The sequence below is a fragment of the Streptomyces similanensis genome, assembly GCF_039543625.1.
Lineage (GTDB): Bacteria > Actinomycetota > Actinomycetes > Streptomycetales > Streptomycetaceae > Streptomyces > Streptomyces similanensis.
In genome coordinates this window covers 1-19,107 of record NZ_BAABKC010000147.1, presented here as the reverse complement: position 1 = coordinate 19,107, position 19,107 = coordinate 1, and the positions used below count along the sequence as shown (strand labels likewise).

Genomic DNA, 19,107 nt, shown 5'->3' with positions numbered 1-19,107 from the left:
GCCCGCTCCCGTCCGTCCGGCGGCTCCGGGCCGGTTGTGCCGGGGGGCGGGTGCGGACCGTGGTTCGGCGGGGGCACGGAGTGCACCGCGCGCCGCCTGCACGAGTGCGCCGGACGGAGCCCTGCCGTCGCGTACGGCGGGCACGGGGCCGACGGCTCCGGGCGGCGGGCCGTCCGGAGCCGTCGGGCCGGATCAGGCCAGGCCCAGCCGCTCCGCTGCCGTGGCCGCGTCGACCGGGACGGTGACCGGCTGCGGGGCGCCGGCGACGGCCCAGTCGGGGTCCTTGAGGCCGTTGCCGGTGACGGTGCACACGATCCGCTGGCCCGGGTCGACCTTGCCCTGCTCGGCGGCCTTCAGCAGGCCGGCGACGGACGCGGCCGACGCCGGCTCGACGAAGACGCCCTCCTGCGCGGCCAACAGCCGGTAGGCGCGCAGGATCTCACGGTCCGTCACCTCGTCGATGGCGCCGCCGGACTCGTCCCGCGCGGCCAGCGCGTACGTCCACGAGGCCGGGTTGCCGATGCGGATGGCGGTGGCGATGGTCGAGGGGTCCTTGACCACCTCGCCGCGCACGATCGGGGCGCTGCCGGCGGCCTGGAAGCCCCACATGCGGGGCGTCTTCGTGGCGATGCCGTCCGCGGCGTACTCCCGGTACCCCTTCCAGTACGCGGTGATGTTACCCGCGTTGCCGACCGGCAGGACGTGGACGTCGGGGGCGTCGCCGAGCATGTCGACGATCTCGAAGGCGGCCGTCTTCTGCCCCTCGATCCGCACCGGGTTCACCGAATTCACCAGCGCCACGGGGTAATTGTCGCTGAGCGAGCGGGCGAGCGTCAGGCAGTCGTCGAAGTTGCCGTCGACCTGGAGGATCTTCGCGCCGTGCACGAGGGCCTGGCCCATCTTGCCGAGCGCGATCTTGCCCTGCGGCACGAGCACGGCGGAGACCATCCCGGCCCGCACGGCGTAGGCGGCGGCGGAGGCGGAGGTGTTGCCGGTGGAGGCGCAGATGACCGCCTTGGCGCCCTCCTCCTTCGCCTTGCTGATCGCCATGGTCATGCCGCGGTCCTTGAAGGACCCGGTCGGGTTCGCGCCCTCGACCTTGAGGTGGACCTCGCAGCCGGTGCGCTCGGAGAGCACCTGCGCGGGGACGAGGGGCGTACCGCCCTCGCGGAGCGTCACGACCGGCGTGCCGTCGGACACCGGCAGCCGGTCCCGGTACTCCTCGATGATGCCGCGCCACTGGTGGGTCATTGCTGGTTACTCTCCTTCAACCCGCATGATGCTGGCGACGCCCCGCACGGTGTCGAGGCTGCGCAGCGCCTCGACGGTGCCGGTGAGGGCGGCGTCGGACGCTCGATGGGTGACGACGACGAGGGAGGCCTCGCCGTCCTTGCCCTGCTGACGGACGGTGTCGATGGACACGCCGTGCTCGGCGAACACGGTGGCGACCTGGGCCAGGACGCCCGGTTTGTCGGCGACGTCCAGGCTGATGTGGTAGCGCGTGACGACGTCGCCCATGGGCGAGACGGGCAGCGCCGCGTACGCCGACTCGCCGGGTCCGGTGGTCCCGTTGAGCCGGTTGCGGCAGACCGCGACGAGGTCGCCGAGGACGGCGGAGGCGGTCGGCGAACCGCCGGCGCCGGGCCCGTAGAACATCAGCTGGCCCGCGGCGTCCGACTCCACGAAGACGGCGTTGTACGCGCCGCGCACCGAGGCCAGCGGATGGCTGAGCGGGATCATCGCGGGGTGCACGCGCGCGGTGACGGAGGCGCCGTCGGCGGCCCGCTCGCAGATGGCGAGCAGCTTGATGGTGCAGCCCATCTCCTTGGCGGAGGCGAAGTCGGCCGCGGTGACCTCGGTCATGCCCTCGCGGTACACGTCGTCGAGGCGTACCCGGGTGTGGAAGGCGATCCCGGCGAGGATGGCGGCCTTGGCGGCGGCGTCGAAGCCCTCGACATCGGCGGTCGGGTCGGCCTCGGCGTACCCGAGCGCGGTGGCCTCGTCCAGGGCCTCCTGGTATCCGGCGCCGGTGGAGTCCATCTTGTCGAGGATGAAGTTCGTGGTGCCGTTGACGATGCCGAGCACCCGGTTGACCTTGTCGCCGGCGAGGGACTCGCGCAGCGGCCGGATCAGCGGGATGGCGCCGGCGACGGCGGCCTCGTAGTAGAGGTCGCGGCCGTGCTCGCCGGCGGCGGCGTGCAGGGCGGCGCCGTCCTGGGCGAGCAGGGCCTTGTTGGCGGAGACGACGGAGGCGCCGTGCTCGAAGGCGGTGGCGATGAGCGTACGGGCCGGCTCGATGCCGCCGATCACCTCGACCACGACGTCGATGTCGCCGCGTTTGACGAGGGCGGTGGCGTCGGTGGTGACGAGGGCCGGGTCGATGCCCGCGCGCACCTTGGCGGGCCGGCGGACCGCCACGCCCGCCAGCTCCACCGGGGCGCCGATCCGGGCGGCGAGGTCGTCGGCGTGCGTCGTCATGATGCGCGCCACCTCTGAGCCGACGACCCCACAGCCCAGCAGCGCCACCTTCAGCGGACGCGTACGCATCATCCGACCTCGTTTCCTCATACCGTCTACGGTTCGACCAGTCTCACTCACCGGACCGGCGTTTCTGTCATTTGTCCGGATCGTGAGACGTTTATTTCATTTTCGCCGGGCCGGAAAACGGAGATCTTCCGGCGCCGCGCGGTACCGCGGGTGTCGCGGGTGTCTGGGGTGTCGGGGGGTGTCGGGGCGTGTCCCCTTCGGTCATCCGACGTCGAGGCGCAGGAGGTCGTCCTCCGTCTCCCGGCGGACGATCACCCGGGCCTCGCCGTCGGCGACGGCGAGCACCGGCGGGCGCAGCGCGTGGTTGTAGTTGCTCGCCATGGAACGGCAGTACGCGCCGGTCGCGGGCACGGCGATGAGGTCGCCGGGGGCGAGGTCGGCGGGCAGGAAGGCGTCCTTCACGACGATGTCGCCGCTCTCGCAGTGCTTGCCAACGACGCGGACGAGCATCGGCTCGGCGTCGGAGGTGCGGGAGACCAGCGCGACGCTGTACTCGGCGTCGTAGAGCGCGGTGCGGATGTTGTCCGACATGCCGCCGTCGACGGAGACGTACGTGCGCAGCCCGTCCAGCGGCTTGACGGTGCCGACCTCGTAGAGCGTGAAGGCGGTGGGGCCGACGACGGCGCGCCCGGGCTCGACCGAGATGCGGGGCGTGCGCAGCTTGGCGGCCTCGCACTCACGGCTGACGATCTCGGTGAGCGCCTTGGCGATCTCGTGCGGCTCGCGCGGGTCGTCGTCGCTGGTGTACGCGATGCCGAGCCCGCCGCCGAGGTCGATCTCGGGCAGCTCGACGCCGTGCTCGTCGCGGATGTCCTTCAGCAGTCCGACGACGCGGTGGGCGGCGACCTCGAAGCCCGACATGTCGAAGATCTGCGAGCCGATGTGGCTGTGGATGCCGATGAGTTCGAGCCCGTCCAGCCGCAGGGCCCGCCGTACGGCCTCGGCGGCCTGCCCGCCGGCCAGCGGGATGCCGAACTTCTGGTCCTCGTGCGCGGTGGCGATGAACTCGTGGGTGTGCGCCTCGACGCCGACGGTGATACGGATCTGCACCCGCTGCCGCCGTCCGAGCGACTGGGCGATGTGCGCGACGCGGACGATCTCCTGGAAGGAGTCGAGCACGATCCGCCCGACCCCCGCGTGCACGGCCCGCTCGATCTCCGCCGCGGACTTGTTGTTGCCGTGGAAGGCGATGCGGTCCGCGGGCATCCCGGCGGAGAGCGCGGTGGCCAGTTCGGTGCCGGAGCAGACGTCGAGGTTGAGCCCCTCCTCGTCGAGCCAGCGCACGACGGCGCGGGAGAGGAACGCCTTGCCGGCGTAGAAGACGTCGGCGTCCTGTCCGAAGGCGTCGCGCCAGGCGCGGGCGCGGGCGCGGAAGTCGGCCTCGTCCAGGACGTACGCCGGGGTGCCGAACTCCTCGGCGATCCGGGTGACGGGGATGCCGCCGACGGTCACGACGCCGTCCGCCCCCCTCTCGACGGTCTGCGCCCACACCTTGGGGTCGAGGGTGTTGAGGTCGGCGGGCGGGGCCGCGTAATGGCCTTCGGGCAGGACATCGGCGTGGCGGGGCCCGGCGGGGTGTGCGGAACGGCTCATGTCGGTGTGTCTCTCTGGACTCTCTCAGAGGTGGTCGGGTGCGTCGATGCCGAGCAGGGACAGGCCGCCGGCCAGCACCGTCCCGGCGGCTTCGGCGAGGGCGAGCCGGGCGCGGTGGGCGGCCGAGGGTTTCTCCTCGCCGAGCGGCAGCACGGTCAGGAGGCAGGGCAGGGCGGCATCGGCGACGGTGACGAGGTGCCGGGCGAGAGCGTCGGGCGCGTGGTGCGTGGCGGCGCGGTCGAGGACGCGGGGGTGATCGGCGAGGACGGTGAGCAGCGTGGCTGCCTCCGGCCGGTCGAGGGGCCCGGGTTCGGGTCCGAAGCCGAGATCGGCGGCGTTGCGCAGCAGGGCGCGGGTGCGGGCGTGGGCGTACCGGACGCGGAAGAGGGGGTTGCTCTCGCGCTGGACGAGGTACGCGGGGTCGGCCCTCGGCCGGTCGTGGGGCGCGGGATGCAGCAGGGCCCAGCGGGCGGCGTCGGGACCGAGCGCGAGGAGGTCGCCGAGGGCGGTGGCGGGGAGGGGGGTGGGGCGGATGTCGACGGTCTCGGGGCGGATGTCGACGGGGGCGGCGCGGTCCGCGTCGAGGGTGGCAGCGGCGTCGGTGGCCTCGGCGGCTTCGTCGTCGGTGACGACGAGGAGGTCCGCCCACCCGGGCGTGGCGGGGGGCGGGGGCGGGCCGGTGCGGCTGACGCGGACGGCGGTGGGGGTGGTGCGGGTCGCGCGGAGGAGCCGCGCGACGACGTCGGCGTGGACGAGGGCGCGGGGTTCGCGGGGGCAGCGCACGTGGACGACGGCCTGGGGCTCGGCGCCGGGGCCGGCGTGCTCACGGTGCCCGTACCGCTCCCCGCGGCGGAGGATCTCCTCGACGAGCCGCCGGGCCCCCGCGTCGGCGTGGGCCTCGCGGAGGCTGATGTTGAGGAACCCGGGCCCGGTGACGGAGACGTCGTGGATGCCGTCGAGGCCGAGGAGGTGGGCGCGGAGTACGTCGGCGACACGGAGGGCGGGCTGCCCGGCGGGGCGGGCGAGCTGGAGGGCGACGTTGGTGGCGTAGTCACCGCAGCCACCGGGCCCGGGCGGGGTCACACGGACGCGCTCCGGCACGGCGACGCTCAGCTCCCCCACGTCGACAGCGCGATGCACCGCGTGCAGCACGGTGCGGGAGAGCTCGACGGGGGTCACGGGACAAGCGTAGGGGAGGAGGGGGGTGGGTAGGCGAGTGGATTTGGCCGGGGTATCGGCATGTGGACGTTCGGATACTTCTGGTTACTGACGCACGGGCCCCGGAAGGCCCGCCGGAACCGGGATCCGCCGGAAGCTGAACGAGATCCGCGAGACCCGCCGAGGACTGGAAGGCCCGCCGAGGACTGAAAGGCCCGCCGAGGACTGGGGGTGCCGACGGAGACCGGAAGCGCTGGCGGAGACAGGAAGTGCTGGCGGAGACAGGGGGAGTCGGCTGGATCAGCCGCCGGACCGCCCGGCCCACCGCCCGGTCCCTCCGGGCCCGGAGGGACCGTCCCCGGCGGCGCCGGCCTGCCGCCCCCGCCCCTCGACCAGTCCCAGCACGACGCGCACCAGCTCCGCGGGCTCGAAGGGCTTGGCGAGAAACGCGTCGACCCCGACGTCGACCCCGGCCTCGACCTCACGCTCACTACAGGCACTGACGATGGCGAGAGGAAGGTCACGGGTACGGGGGTCGGCACGGAGCTGGGCGGCGGTGGAGAGGCCGTCCAGCCGGGGCATGACGACGTCGAGGGTGACGACATCGGGCCGAACCTGATGGATCACATCCAGACACTCGGCACCATCGGCCGCGGTCACGACCTCGAGACCCTCAAGCTCGAGATTGACCCTGATCAGCTGCCGGATGACCTTGTTGTCGTCCACAACAAGCACCCGTCCCGAAGCGCCTGACACAACTCGAGAGTAGGTCTAGTCCGGCCGTCGCGTCCGGGTTTTCCCCACTTCCACCCCGTCCGGGGGACGGGGGGTACGGAGGTGGACGCGGGCACTTCCACACGGAGGACGGACACGACCGGACACCGGGCCGCCCACGCAGCCCACCGCCCACCACGGAGGCGAGGCACCACTCCCCGCCCCGGTAAACGTTCATGACCACCCCGCCGGAGCTGGTAGTGTTCTACTCGTCGCCGGGCGCGAACACCGCACCCGACACGCCCCCGTAGCTCAGGGGATAGAGCAACGGCCTCCGGAGCCGTGTGCGCAGGTTCGAATCCTGCCGGGGGCACTTCGCCTCAACCAGCACGATGATGCGGTTGACCAGCGCAGATGCCAAGCATGAAGAGCGGGAACCAGTCTCACTGGGTCCCGCTCTTTGTCGTTGCTGCGCGCTGATCGCGATAGACCTGCGCTAGAGGGGTCACGACCGCACGGTTGAGCATCATGAGCCCGTGCGCCCCAGGGGTCGCGCAGCACCAGACCGCGAACTACCTCAAACGGCGCCTCACCTCTACACGAGGAGCAACGTTGCCAAAGACCATCCGCTATGACCGACGTACGCAGACGCTCCGCTTCGGCACAACGGAGCGGGACTATCACGATCTCGGCTACGTGTTCCACCGCTCAGAGCTATCGGCAATCAAGGCGGCAGACTACCGAGCCACAATGATGAACCTCATCGACGCATGGTCCAGCGACGGGCACCCAGGCAATATCGTGAGTATGTACGTCTCCGAGGAGGACCTCGGAGAGTTCGACGATGCGAACTCAAGACCGGGGCCGATTGAATTCGAGGTTTCTGACGGAAGTCTGGCCGTAACGGCAGAAATTTCCGCAGGCACTGACGAAGACCCGTTTGAACCCCCCATGGAGATGTTCGCAGGAATTTTGCAGCACTATCTGCGCAGACATAGGGCGACCTTGCGCGACATAAGTACCGCAGAGAGCTTCACCGCTCCCTTCATGTGGAAGCTCAACATCGATTGCAGCATCCGCTCACGAACACTAGAAGATCTTTACTCCATCGCCAGCGGTGCCATTACACTGCTGAGTGCAGCAAAGAGCGGGGAACTCACACGAGAAACCACGCTCGACCTACTTAGGGCAGGGAACGCCGAAGTCCTGGTCGGCCAACAGGAAGGCCCTTGGCTCGACGTTAAAAGCAGTCACTACGACTTGAATAGCCCTCACGGAAAGATTTCATTGGCTCAGGCCGTGGCCAGGTTCGCCAACGCGGAACACGGCGGGATCGTCGTTGTCGGCATGAGAGGGAAAAAAGTGCCAGGCGGGGAAGTAATTCACAGCCTCTGCCCCGTACCACTAAATGCGGGCACCGTGCGAAGATATCAAGGCGCCCTTGAACATCACCTTTACCCTCCGCCCGACTTTCTCGAAATCGAGACTTTTATGACACCAAGAGGCGGAATGGTGCTGGTACACGTTCCCCCTCAACCTGAGGAACTTAAACCGTTTCTCGTACATGGCTCAGTGGTAGATGGCCGCATCGAAGGCGCCTTCATTAGCATCGTTCGCCGCAGAGGAGAAGGGTCGATCCCTATTACCGCCCCCGCAATTCATTCCACGCTGGCTGCTGGCCGCGCCCTCCTAAGGCGCGGTCAACTACCCAAAGACCCGCAGAACTCGGAGGACGCCCCCTAGCGCCGATCCTGATGCTGCCGGTAGAGCATTGTATGCCCGGACGCCACCCACTTTTCGTACTCGGCCGTGCGGTTGTAGCCGACAATTACATTGAGGTGTGCTTCTAGCGCCGATTCCGCAAGGTTGGGCATCCGTTCCATGACATCCGGCGCTCCATGCGAGTCACGGTGGACAGTGGCCACAGGCCCGATGCTCGGGGTTAGAAGAACGCACCGCAGGGTTCCGAGCGTTGCTCGCGCGTGAGAGCGCCCATCGGTGAAGCCACCAGCCGCATACAGCACGCCTCGGTCGCAGCCGACATCAAGCATTTTGCCTATGAACTCGTCGATGGTGCCGATACTCACGCTGCGTTTGTAGAGCTTCGCCTCGATCACGATGCATACGTGCTGCCCGGCGAGGTGTCCCTCTACCACCGCGTCCAGCTGCCGCCGCACTCCGCTTATGCGTCCCACGGCGTAACGGTTGTGCTGAACCGCCGTGCCCGCATCGAGACTGTCAACGAGCGTGGCAACTTCCTGCTCGTACTCCCGCCATCGGTGACGCGCGCTTCGTGGGCGCTTGGGCTCTGAATCCCCCTCAGTGACCATGCGCGCATCCTAGGCCCTAGTCGGCCCAGCCAAGCTCCTTCTCTATCTTTAAGGCGTCGGGAGAGCGCGCACGGTTCGCCCCTTGCCGTGAACCGTGTCGAGTAGGCCGTTTCCCTCCATCTGGGCAAGAACACGGCGTACGGCAGTACGGGAGGCTGCGAATCGGTCACAGAGCTTCGCTTCCGATGGATACGGGTCGCCTGACGAGAGTGAGTCCTCAACGATCAGGTCTGTCATCCTCTCTGCGAGGGAACGCCGGTCACCTTCCCGGGCGACTCGCCATCCGATGCCGGGAGCCGACGACACAACGCCGGCAGCTTCGAGCACTTTGAGAGCACGCCGGATGGTGTTGCGGGAGACGCCGTGGGAACTCATCAGAGCGGCCTCTGATGGCAAAGCGTCACCAAGGTCCCCCGACTCGATCTGCTGGCGCAGCGACTCAGAGACCTGCAAGTACGTACCTCGCGGACTGGCCCGCGACACGCGGCCTCCCCTTCCTCGGCCTCACCAACGTCTTCCCGCAACGGATGTCTGGTTCCAGCTTCCCATGCCGGTCTCAATCAGCAAGGTTCCCACTGAGCCTCGCATTGTTTCACCCAGCGTTTCCCCGGACGCCTTCATCGTCCGCCAACGGATTAGCCAAGGAGTGAAAAAGCGCTTCAACGCCCCCCGTGGATATTTTACGTTCCACTTGCTCATTCACATCAATACCCCTCGGCGAAGCCACCTCCTCTTCGAGAAGATCAGAGTCATCCTCATGGAGGATTCCATAACCCCTAAGAACTCTTCGCGACTCCGACAGAGTCGATTCACAGAGATTCTCTAGATCATCAAGGATTTGCGCCCAATCAGAATCATTCGGATCATTTTCGATCCGAGAGCTGACTTCCTCATCGAGCGCCTCCAAGTGGAATATAGAAGCAGCCGCCTCATGAAACCCGAGCTCTTCAAAAAGATACGGGAAATCTATTAGGGCATCAACAAGGTCGGACCAGTACCCACCGGGTCCGAATACTCGCAACGCCTCCGCATCCCAGACTCCCCAAGCTTCTCGAATTGCACCTCGCAATACTTCAATATGCTCAGACCAGGGGCCTGAAAACTCCGTGTACCGAGCCAGACTGCGAAAGGCATGGTAAATCTGCTGGACTGCATCCATGGATTCATAAGAAGAACCCATATCGGTATCCGCCAGCAGCTCCATCAGTTTGCCCATGTTGGACTCAAACCAGCCGTCAAGAGCGAGTTCGGATACCCCTTTACCGGAATACCGGTCCGCATGATAGATGACCATCTCGGCAAAAGTCGAAAAAAGATCAACGAAGACGTCGGTAGGGAGTGTGAGGACACCTCTAGGAACGACATCGACACCCTCAAGTCGCCGATCCCACATAGTGCGCATGACAGCCAAAAGCGGTCGAGCACACTCGTCCATAGAAGTTCGCAATGAATCATTTTCCAACGAGAACAGGGAGGGTTGATACTCAAGCTCGGGCGCTCTTCCCCGGTCGCATAGGACCTTTAGATCCTCGAAAGAGCAAGCGTGCTTGATCAAGTCAAGGCAGACAAGTGGTTCGCGCGCAATAAGCTGAATCAGAAAATCTCGCTGACTCGGATCGGCAAGTGTAAGCATGTCAGACCCGCTCACGTATGAGCGCTCAATCCACGTGCCAGCGAGCCGACTAATCGCGTTCCCGAATTCGGTGGGAGAGTAGTCATGAAGACGCGCAATGATGGCCTCACGCGTCACCCCCTGCGAGTCAGACACCGCAAGAGTGCAGAGAAGTAGCTGCTCAAGGGGGGAGAACGTATTGAACGACGTTTGCCAAACCTGCCGCGGGTCGTCCAGCGCCTCACCGAGCTCTTTAATCAGTTGACGCCCTGAGGCAAAATGACGTCTAGCCGTAACAAGCTCCACTATGCGGGGGGAGTAGTTCTGATGACCGGATACCCTCCTCCACCAATCCCCAACGGCCAGCTCTCGCCTAGCCTGCTCGTCCACAACAGCAGCATTGACATGATTGAACAGAATCCTCGACTTCACTTCGGAGGTGAGCAGCCCCACCGGGATGACGGAAGCCGGCATATACTCAAGCACCACGCTTGTGGCGTCGCTAAAACGCCGAGTCTCGTGCAGCACCTGCGATCGACTGGTCACCACAGCAACCTTGCCTCTAGTTTGAGATCCATTCGCAGTGGCGTTCTTTTCCAAAATCGCCATCAGGAACTCAGCAAAGTCTTTGTCGTAGTGACTGGTCGCGTGATCGTGCAGTCGAGTTTGCCCCCACGCATCATCGAAGAAGAATATGGTAGGGATTTCATCTTCGATCCATTCCCACCAGCTATCCACGGTTCTCGGGTCGACAATGACTCGATAGCCTCGCTTCCACCACTGCAAGATTAGATACTCTGCGACAGCAGTCTTACCCGCACCGGGTGAACCCGTAATGAGCGCTACACCTGTGGATTCCAGCACCCTGTCAGCGCGATCGCAGAGCTCGTGGTGAACGAAGCGAAGATAATTTTGCTGGATTCGTTGGGCTCTCGACTGCCCTCGAAGAAATACACCTCCAGCAAGCATCTGCTTAATGGCCATCGAGGACTTGATCCACAGCTTAAAATGCCGACGTTCCATCTCGGGGTGCAATGCTAGAAGCGCGTTAAGCCACCCCCTTCCGTGAACCTCAACCGTTTCAGCGGTTCCTGTAAATTCGGACCGCAGCTCCTCTTCGGCATCCGGAGTAATGTCCGCCGATGTGACGAATATGTACCGCCGAATTGGCTCCTTTGAGCGTGCCAGCTTATCCCGCTCTTTCACCGCTAAGGCCTTCAGCTTCCCACGCGAGGCGTCCGGCGTGTGCTTGCACTGAGCGATGTGAAGCAATCCAGCCGTACGGGCTTTGAGGTCGATCCCGCCATCAGGACCAACTCGGTAGGTAGAGAACGGCAAACCCTCATGCACGGAGAGCAAGTCTCGAATTAGCGCCTCGAAGTCATAGGGCGAAAGGTCTTTAAAGTCGTAGTCAGGCGAAGTCACTTGGCGGCTCCCCCTCCAGGTGCTGATGCCACACTGCCGCTCTCCAACGCCCCGAAGCTCATCCTGTGCCGGCCTGCTGGCACGGGTTGCCGACCAGCCCTCCATGACGAAACCACAGAGCACTGACACGCCGTGCACTCGGACCTCGCGCGAGGTCAGCATGCCCCGTCAAGACCGGGTCCGTGCACGGTACGCGATAGAGAATCAGTCTCGCGAAGCCGCTGGTGAGCGTTTGCGCTGGTCAGCAACGCCCCCGTCAGCCCCAGGATTATGCCCTCCGGAGCCGTGTGCGCAGGTTCGAGTCCTGCCGGGGGCACTCCGGATCAATGCCCTGACCAGCAGAAATGCCGGTCAGGGCCTTTTTTGTGCATGCCAGAACAGCAACGGCCCACCTGACCCTGTGCGAGTGGCTGCCATCGGGGCACTGACCAGCGGTTTCATCGCGATCCATCGCTTGGAACACCAATGACCTACGTCCGAGGGCCGTTTGTCTTTCTGGGGCTATAGGCGCCACGAAGTCTCGATCAGCCATCAAGCCGTGCCGGCAGAGCCATTCGGGTCCCAGGCCACGAGGAGGGCGGAGGCCGGCGCGGCCCGGTGCTCGGCTTCACGGAGGAGATCGGTCGCCACCATCGCGCCCTCTTGTGCCAGGAGTTGCTCGCCGATGCCCGCCTCGTGTGTCCCTGCACCATGCGCGTACGGCCCGGTAGGCGGTATCTCCACCCCGATCAGCCTCCACGGCTTCCCGACCGATGCCCTCGCCGCAGCTTCGCGGGCTTGCTCGGCCCACGCTTCGGTCAGCCGTTCCAGCGACTGCCCGGCCTTCTCCCTCCCTTTCCGCCGACGCCCCACCGCTTCGTGGAACGCCAGCTGGGCCGAGAGCGCTGCTTCGACGAGCGGCTTGGCATCCCACCGCGCACCGGTACACCACGCCCGCCAGATCCTCAGCAGCACTCTGGTGGCATCGGGGCCGAAGGCGGTTTCCGAGATGAGCATGGGCTGAGGCAGCAACGTCACCGCCGCGGCCCCGGTGAGAGCACGGGGGTCGCAGAAGCGGACGACCAACTGCCGCTGCTGCTCGACCAGGACGCCATGCGCCGCGGTCCGCTCTTCGGCCCACGGGCGCAGCCACGCAGAGCCGTTCGGCCGCGGCCATGTCCAGGGCGAAGTCGATCGCGCGCACCTCGGACGCCTTACGAAGCAGCGGACACTCCTCGACCGCGTCGATGCGCCCGGTAGCTGCCGACGTACGAGACAGCGCCCAGCAGCTCACGGGCCTGGGCCGGATTGGCGGCCATTCGCGGATCGACCTGTTCGGCGGTTGCCGCGACTCGTCATTGGATCGGCGCCAGGGGGTCAGCGGGGAGCTTGCGCTGCTCCATCGTGTCATGAACGGCATGGACCAGAACCTTGTGCTTGTGACGCCGGGTCTCCGCGGCTGCCGCCGTGCCGTCCTGCTTGAGTCGCAGGGCAGTCAGAACAGATCGCAGGACGCGCGGATCCAGCAAGTCCATGAGCGGGCGCGAGGCCGCCGCGGCCCAGCGCAGAGCCAGACGGACATCGGCTGGCACGCCGCGGGCGGGCTGCGTGGTGATACCGCGCACACACCAAAGGGCATCAGCGGTAGGATAGGTAGCATGAGCGAACCTACCGGCAAATATTCGATCACCATGCCGCGCGATATCGCCGAGGCTGCCAAGGCCCGCAGTGGCCCCTCCGGACTTTCCGCCTATGTGGCCGCCGCTGTCGCCCGGCAGATCGAGCGCGACAACCTGAACGAAATCATCCAGGTCGCCGAGGCCGAGCACGGCCCCATCAGCGACGAGGAGATCCAGTCAGTGCGCGACCAGCTCCACCACGCCCGAAACCAGCAGCAGGCACAGGGCGGAGCGGACGCCGCATGACCCGCTCCCCCGCCGCCCCCGGCGGCACGCTCGTGCTGGACAGCGAAGGGCTGGCCAAAGCGGTCTTGCGCGACCGGACGGTCACGACCTGGCTCGCCCTGGCCCGGACCGACGACCTCCGCGTGATCACTTCGGCGGCCACCCTGGTGGAAGTCGTCCACCCCCGGATCAACCGCCCCGCCCTGGAGTGGACCCTCTCCCGCATCGTGGTGGAACCGGTCACCGAGGCCATAGCCCGCCACGCGGCGACCCTCCTCGCGGGCGCCGGCCTCCACGGTCACAAGTACGCGATCGACGCCATGCTCAGCGCCACGGCCCTCGCCGCACCCGGGCCGGCCACCATCCTGACCTCCGACCCCGAGGACCTGACCACCCTCTGCGGTGAACGCGCGACCGTGATCAAGATCTGACCGCGCTCGCGGACCGCACCCGACCCGCCCGGACCTGAGAGCACCGAGCGGGCAGCGACGGGATATTCGCGGGATCGGCGCGCTGACCAGCCGTCAAACCTGCCGGGGTCTTCTCCGCGGCGCCGTGTCGGTGGAGGGTGGTGAGCACTCAAGTCAGTTGACAGTAGATCCGTGCGTGTTGACGTCGCACAGATTGCGGTGGTAGCTGATGTGCGCCTCGTTCACCGGGTGGCTGGGGTTGCGCCGGAGTGGGCGGGGTTCTCTGCCGCCTCTCGTTCCTCTGACCAGGCCGTCGGAGTCGACGTAGATCTCCAGGCCGTCGAAGAGGACGTGGCAGTTGGCGCACAGGCACAGGAGGTTCTGGAGTTCGTCGGGGCCGTGGTGGGGGCTGCCGAGGCCTCTTATGTGCGCCGCCTCGCTGTACGGGCGGTCCAGGTAGCGGAGCAGCGTGCCGCAGATCTGGCACTGGTCGCCCTCGAGTTCCTTGACCCTCCTGGCCAGCGCTCCGTCGCGGACGATGACGGAGCGGGTCGCGTCGCGACGCGGGGCTGGGCCGGTCGGCCGCCCGTACTCGTCCACGCCGGCGCCGCTGGTTTCCGCCTCCGGCGGGTTCAGCAGGCTGCCCGCCGTGGTGTATCCGGCCAGACCCATTCGGTTGAAGAGGGCCTGGCGGTCGACGCCGCGGAGGTACGTCTCGCAGATCGTGGCGATGGCGTCGAGGCGGGTCACCGGGTCCTGGAGGAGGACAGCGGCCTCTTCCGTGAAGCCGGCCTGCGCGTCGTGCGCGGCGAGGATGCTCACCTTCGGCATGTCTGCGGCCAACGTCGGCGGTATGCCCTGGACTTCCCACAGTCCGCTGCCCCGGAGATGCCAGAAGGGGTACTCCGGTGTGGCCTTCGCGTTGGGGAGGCCGAACTCGGCCAGGAGCGGGCCGACTTCGTCCCGCCATCGCGGCCACGGCGTCATGCGGGGCGGCCCGTCGGCTGCGCGGCTCATCGCCCACAGGAGGCTCAACGGCTGGTGACGGCTGGGGGACGGATTGCCGGGGCCGCGGGATGCCTTGAGTTTCCTCAGGCGCTCCAGCAGGACCGCACGGTTCAGCGGGATTCCTCCGGTCTCCACCACGAAGCCGAGTTCGCGCAGGCATCGCGCCACCGTGGCCGCGCCACCGCTGAAATCGCGCGGGCCCAGAACGTCGCCGGTGGCGTGCCCGTGGGCGACGCCGACGATGGCCTTCGAGTCGTAGCGAAGGCCCTCCAGGACGAGTTCGTACGACGTCGCCCGGCGGAAGCGGTATTTCAGGAGGAAGTCGTCCCGGCCCAGACGGCGGAACTCTTCGGTCGCCGCGATCACGTCCTCGTACCTGATGTCGCCAAGCCCCATACGCCGAAGATTAGTCGGACGGTACGACAATCTATGCGGCGTGTAGTGCCTGCACTGTCTGGGAGGCCCCGCCCACCGGCGATCTCGCCTTGTGGGCGGGGCAGCGGCCGCGGTTCAGGCGGATGTCGTCGTGTTCTCCCTCGACGGGCCCTGGCGGGGTGTCGTGCGGTCCAGGTGGATGACCACCGTCGTGTAGAAGCGGTGGACCGCGTCGTCGACGCTGCGGATGAAGCCCGTTTCCGCGTTGCCCCGGGTGCTTCCCATGCTCTTGAGGAGGGAGAGGCGGAAGCCGGTGACGCGGGTGGTGCCGTCCTTCGGGAGGAGGTCCGCCGGTTCGGGGCGGAGGCGTTCCAGGGTGCCTCGGGGGCCGCCGGTCTCCCCCTCCACCAGGGTTTCGACGTGGAGGTCCGCCGGTGCGTCGGACAGGTGGCGGACGAGCCGCTTCGCCCAGGACAGCGGGTAGCCCTGCCCGGGCGCCGGGATCTCGATGGAGGTGCGCAGCTTTCCGGTGCGCAGGTCGGCGGTGACCGTCAGGACGCCGGGCGTTCCCTCGATGCGCAGCTCCGCCTGGAGCTTTCCGTCAGCACAGAGCCGGTCCGCGAGGCCGCTGCGGCGGGCGCCCGGGTCCGTCCCCCGCTTGGTGCGCTGGACCGGCAGCACCTTCTGGCCCAGTTCACCGCCCAGGCCCAGGCACACCTGGCGGACGAGCCGTTCCCAGCTCTCCACCACTTCCAGGGCGCGCAGGTCTCCCTGGCACAGGGTCTCGTCGTCGATGCCGTTGCGCACCGGGACCCAGGCCGGGCCCATGTTCTGGAAGCCGTGGCAGCCGGAGTTGTCGTGCTGGAGGTAGTGGAGCAGTTCCTGGAGCAGCCAGGCGTGTGCCGCGTTGCCGACGCCCTCGTGCCGGATCAGCAGCTGCGCCTGGTGCGCGACCTCCGCCCAGGACAGGTGCCAGAGCCCCACCTTGTGCTTGCGCCGCCGGTCGACCTTCACGTCGACCAGGGGACTGCCCTCCAGCGCGACATCGTTCGAGACGGTGATGACGGCCTCGTAGCCGCGGCGGGCGGCGATGTCCATGTACGCCTGGACCTGGTCGGACTTGAGGGCGTTGCCGTTGGTCTTCGTCTCGACCAGCGCCGTCCACAGCTTTCCGGCGCGTTCGACGCGGATCACCCCGTCAGGGCGGCGCGGGGTGTCGCCGTGCGGCAGCGTGACCTCGGTGAACGTCTCCATCCGGCCGGCCGGCGCCCCGAACGCGGCGGTGAGCCGCCTGCCGAACTCCGGCACCTGCGCCATCACCGACAGCAGGACCGACGTGGCCCGAGTCTCCCGGTCGCGGTCGCTCTTGAGCGAGGAGACCGGGAAGAGCCGGGCAGGGCGCCAGGAGTCGTTCTCCGCCAGGGGCTTCTTGACCACCTTGGGCAGGGTGACCTTCTTCTTCGCCGTGCGCGGGCGCGCCGCCGGCTTCTTCCGGCCCGCTTCGTCCTCGGACCGGCGGGGCGCCGGTACGGCCGTCTCCGGCGTCGGCGGTGCGCTCGGTCGCCCGTCGGTCTCCTCGGCCGGGGCGGGGGTCGGGGCCGGGTCCGGCGCCGGCCGGTCCGCGCGGTCGTCGGCCGCGGCGCTCTCCCGCGCCTGCGCCTCCACCGCTGCCGCGTCGTCCTCGATGTCGACCCCGAAGTCCGTCGCCAGACCGGCGAGGCCGGTGGCGTAGCCCTGGCCGACGGCGCGGAACTTCCATGCCTCCGCGCGCCGGTACAGCTCGCCGAAGATGATCGCACTCACCGAGTCGGCGTCGTCGATGGCGAAGTGGAGAAGGTCCTCACCGGCACCGTCCGCCAGCGTCAGCCGTACGTCCTCGAGTTCGCCGAAGCGGGCCTCGCCGTACCGGCTGGCGGCCACGACGATGCGCTCCACGTCGGACGGAACGGCGGTCAGGTCGAAGCTGATCCGGTCCTCGTCACCGTGCGCCGTCGGTGTCTTGCCCAGCAACTGCACGCTTCCGTCGGCAGCGACCGGGTTGTTGTAGAAGTAGAAGTCGGTGTCGCTGCGCACCTTGCCGTTCTGGTCCAGCAGCAGGACGGACACGTCCGCGTCGCCCTCGCCGGTCGGGCTCCCCCAGCCCAGACTGACCAGCACCGAACCGGTGTCCTCGCTCAGGGCTCCCAGAGAGACGTTCGAGCCCTTGATCATTTCATGCACAATGCCCCCACCCTACGCAGACCGGACACGAGGAACTTCCCGCCCGGCCGCCTCACAGCACGACGCAGAGTGACGCGTCGCACACAAGTAACTGTAGTGCCCATGGAGCGAGGCGGAAGGGGTCGTTCGGTACTTGTCCAGCGGCGGATCGAAGACGGTGGCCGGCTCGGCGCGCTACGTCGTGGGGCTCGTCAGGATCAGTCTGGTGAGCTGCACTCGGGATTTGGTGCCCAGTTTTCGGTAGGCGCGGGTCAGGGCTGCTTCTACTGTTTTGACGCTGAGGACCAGGGACGTGGCTATTTCCCGGTTGGTGGCGCCCTGGGCGGCTCGGGCCACGACGTCGCGTTCGGTGGGGGTGAGGTGTTCGGTCCAGGCGCCGGGGGTGGGCGGGGGCGGGGCGGGGGTGTCGGGGACCTGGTCGCGTTCGGTGCGGGTGGTGGTGGCCCAGGGGTGGGCACCGGACTTGGTGTAGAGGTGGAGGGCGTCGGTGAAGGCGCGGCGGGCGGACGGCTCGTCTCCGGCGCGGCGGTGGACGCGGGCCAGGAGGAGTCTGGTGCGGGCCTCCTCCAAGGGGTAGCCGGTGCGGTGCAGGCGGGACGCTGCCGCCGACAGTTCCCGCGCCGCTCGCGGCAGGTCGCCCCGGGCCGCGGTCACGGTCGCCGTGGCTCTGTCGAGGGTGGCCAGGACGCCCTGGCGGACCAGGCGTTCGGCCTGGTGGCGGGCTCGGGTGACGACCGCCTCGGCCTCCTCGGGTGCGCCGGCGGCGGCCAGGGCTTCGGCCAGGTCGGCGTGCCAGCGGCGGGTCGCCGGGTCGCGCTGGCCCTGGGCCGACTCCAAGTCGGCTGTGCGGCGCAGGAGTTCGACGGCGTGGGCGGGTTGGCCGGCGAAGAGTCTGATTCTGCCCTCGGCGTGCAGGGCCCTGGGCAGGAAGAGGCGGTCGTCGTCGTCCTCGCTGTGCCGTCCGGCCGTCTCGGCGGCGGCAAGGGCCCGGGGCAGGTCGCCGGCCGCCGTCTCGGCCAGCGCGAGGGTGTACCAGGCGGGTCCCGGGCTCAGTCCCGCCTCCTCGGTGATGCGCAGGCTCTGCCGGGCGACGGTCAGGGCCGGGCGGCAGCGGCCGCGCCAGATCTCGACCTGGGCGAGGCCGACGAGGCACTGGCTGAGGCTGTCCGCCGAGCCGCGCTGGCGCAACGTGTAGACGAGGCCGCGCAGTTCGGCGTGGGCCTCGTCGAGTTCGTCGCGTACCAGGTGGAAGCGGTGCTTGAGGTAGAGCGGGCCGTTGTGGTGGGTCATGGCGTGCGCGTCGTGCGGGGCCGCGAGGGCGGCGGCCAGGGTCGCCTCCGCCTTCGGGTGGCCCAGGAAGAGTTCCAGGGCGGCCTGCTGGGTCAGCGCCATGAGTTCGGTGTGCCGGTCGCCGGTGCGCGCGGCGAGTTGGGCGGCGCGGACGGCGTGGCCGTGGGCGCGGGCCGCGGAGCCGCCCACCATCCACTCGCGCCAGCTCATCCGGTAGTGCAGCGGGGCCAGCAGCGCGGGGTCGCCGCGCGCGTCGCGCACGGCCTCGGGGAAGACGTCGGCGATCTCGGCCATGGCCTGGCCGCAGGAGTCGATGACGACGTTCCACGCCCTGACCCGGTCGGCGGGCCGGTCGGCGCCGGCCAGCGCCTCGTGGGCCAGTTGCCTGGCGAAGTCCAGGTCGCCGGCGGCCAGGCCGTCCTCGGCGGCGGTGAGCCGGCGGTCGACGTCGGCGTGCGGCTGCCCCGCGGGCGTGTGTTCGGCGGCCAGCCGGCCCAGGCGCGCCGCGATCGCGGGGGCGCCGCGCCGGCGGGCGGCGCGGG

The 19,107-nt window shown here is 68.0% G+C and carries 15 protein-coding genes and 1 tRNA gene; 4 read left to right on the top strand and 12 right to left on the bottom strand.

The features are described 5' to 3' along the window. Window positions 1-192 precede the first annotated feature (192 nt). From thrC to ABEB07_RS37965, 5 genes are all read right to left on the bottom strand, one after another. Complete coding sequence (gene thrC / locus ABEB07_RS37985; RefSeq protein WP_345672620.1) at window positions 193-1,251, bottom strand: threonine synthase; 1,059 nt, start codon at window positions 1,249-1,251, stop codon at window positions 193-195. Between the two features lie 6 nt (window positions 1,252-1,257). Further along, a complete protein-coding gene (locus tag ABEB07_RS37980) occupies window positions 1,258-2,550 on the bottom strand; it encodes a homoserine dehydrogenase (protein WP_164584738.1) in 1,293 nt (430 codons plus the stop codon). A gap of 198 nt (window positions 2,551-2,748) precedes the next feature. Next, on the bottom strand, window positions 2,749-4,140 hold the full coding sequence (gene lysA, locus ABEB07_RS37975) for a diaminopimelate decarboxylase (RefSeq protein WP_164584737.1): 1,392 nt from the start codon (window positions 4,138-4,140) through the stop codon (window positions 2,749-2,751). A gap of 24 nt (window positions 4,141-4,164) precedes the next feature. After that, window positions 4,165-5,319 carry an ArgS-related anticodon-binding protein NrtL gene (gene nrtL / locus ABEB07_RS37970; protein WP_345672619.1) on the bottom strand — a complete coding sequence of 385 codons (1,155 nt, stop codon included), beginning with the start codon at window positions 5,317-5,319 and terminating at the stop codon, window positions 4,165-4,167. Between the two features lie 279 nt (window positions 5,320-5,598). Beyond that, complete coding sequence (locus ABEB07_RS37965; RefSeq protein ID WP_345672617.1) at window positions 5,599-6,054, bottom strand: response regulator; 456 nt, start codon at window positions 6,052-6,054, stop codon at window positions 5,599-5,601. A 259-nt stretch (window positions 6,055-6,313) separates the two neighbouring features. On the opposite strand from ABEB07_RS37965, the gene ABEB07_RS37960 reads away from it, so the two are divergent. Then, window positions 6,314-6,385 (top strand) — tRNA-Arg (locus ABEB07_RS37960). Window positions 6,386-6,624: 239 nt separating this feature from the next. Beyond that, window positions 6,625-7,755, top strand: coding sequence for a hypothetical protein (locus ABEB07_RS37955; RefSeq protein ID WP_345672615.1), 1,131 nt, complete (start codon window positions 6,625-6,627; stop codon window positions 7,753-7,755). Here the strand turns inward: ABEB07_RS37955 and ABEB07_RS37950 are convergent. The 4 genes from ABEB07_RS37950 to ABEB07_RS37935 form a co-directional block, all read right to left on the bottom strand. Continuing rightward, complete coding sequence (locus ABEB07_RS37950; protein ID WP_345672614.1) at window positions 7,752-8,342, bottom strand: restriction endonuclease; 591 nt, start codon at window positions 8,340-8,342, stop codon at window positions 7,752-7,754. The genes ABEB07_RS37955 and ABEB07_RS37950 overlap by 4 nt on opposite strands. A gap of 48 nt (window positions 8,343-8,390) precedes the next feature. Continuing rightward, on the bottom strand, window positions 8,391-8,825 hold the full coding sequence (locus ABEB07_RS37945) for a winged helix-turn-helix domain-containing protein (RefSeq protein WP_345672613.1): 435 nt from the start codon (window positions 8,823-8,825) through the stop codon (window positions 8,391-8,393). A gap of 109 nt (window positions 8,826-8,934) precedes the next feature. Beyond that, window positions 8,935-11,379 carry an nSTAND3 domain-containing NTPase gene (locus ABEB07_RS37940; protein ID WP_345672612.1) on the bottom strand — a complete coding sequence of 815 codons (2,445 nt, stop codon included), beginning with the start codon at window positions 11,377-11,379 and terminating at the stop codon, window positions 8,935-8,937. A 531-nt stretch (window positions 11,380-11,910) separates the two neighbouring features. Then, complete coding sequence (locus ABEB07_RS37935; RefSeq protein WP_345672610.1) at window positions 11,911-12,375, bottom strand: hypothetical protein; 465 nt, start codon at window positions 12,373-12,375, stop codon at window positions 11,911-11,913. A 641-nt stretch (window positions 12,376-13,016) separates the two neighbouring features. Between ABEB07_RS37935 and ABEB07_RS37930 the strand changes: the two genes are divergently transcribed. Together ABEB07_RS37930 and ABEB07_RS37925 are read left to right on the top strand one after the other, a co-directional pair. Then, entirely contained in the window at window positions 13,017-13,283 is a 267-nt protein-coding gene (locus tag ABEB07_RS37930) for a CopG family transcriptional regulator (protein WP_345672673.1), read from the top strand. Next, entirely contained in the window at window positions 13,280-13,693 is a 414-nt protein-coding gene (locus tag ABEB07_RS37925) for a PIN domain-containing protein (RefSeq protein WP_345672609.1), read from the top strand. The genes ABEB07_RS37930 and ABEB07_RS37925 overlap by 4 nt, the downstream gene beginning before the upstream one ends. Window positions 13,694-13,846: 153 nt before the next feature. Here ABEB07_RS37925 and ABEB07_RS37920 read toward each other — a convergent pair whose 3' ends face one another. The 3 genes from ABEB07_RS37920 to ABEB07_RS37910 form a co-directional block, all read right to left on the bottom strand. Then, window positions 13,847-15,076: an HNH endonuclease gene (locus ABEB07_RS37920; protein ID WP_345672608.1), complete on the bottom strand. Its 1,230-nt coding sequence runs from the start codon at window positions 15,074-15,076 to the stop codon at window positions 13,847-13,849. A gap of 114 nt (window positions 15,077-15,190) precedes the next feature. Then, window positions 15,191-17,266 carry a TerD family protein gene (locus ABEB07_RS37915; RefSeq protein ID WP_345672606.1) on the bottom strand — a complete coding sequence of 692 codons (2,076 nt, stop codon included), beginning with the start codon at window positions 17,264-17,266 and terminating at the stop codon, window positions 15,191-15,193. A gap of 183 nt (window positions 17,267-17,449) precedes the next feature. Then, the coding region (locus tag ABEB07_RS37910; protein WP_345672605.1) for a LuxR C-terminal-related transcriptional regulator at window positions 17,450-19,107 on the bottom strand (1,658 nt) is incomplete at its 5' end.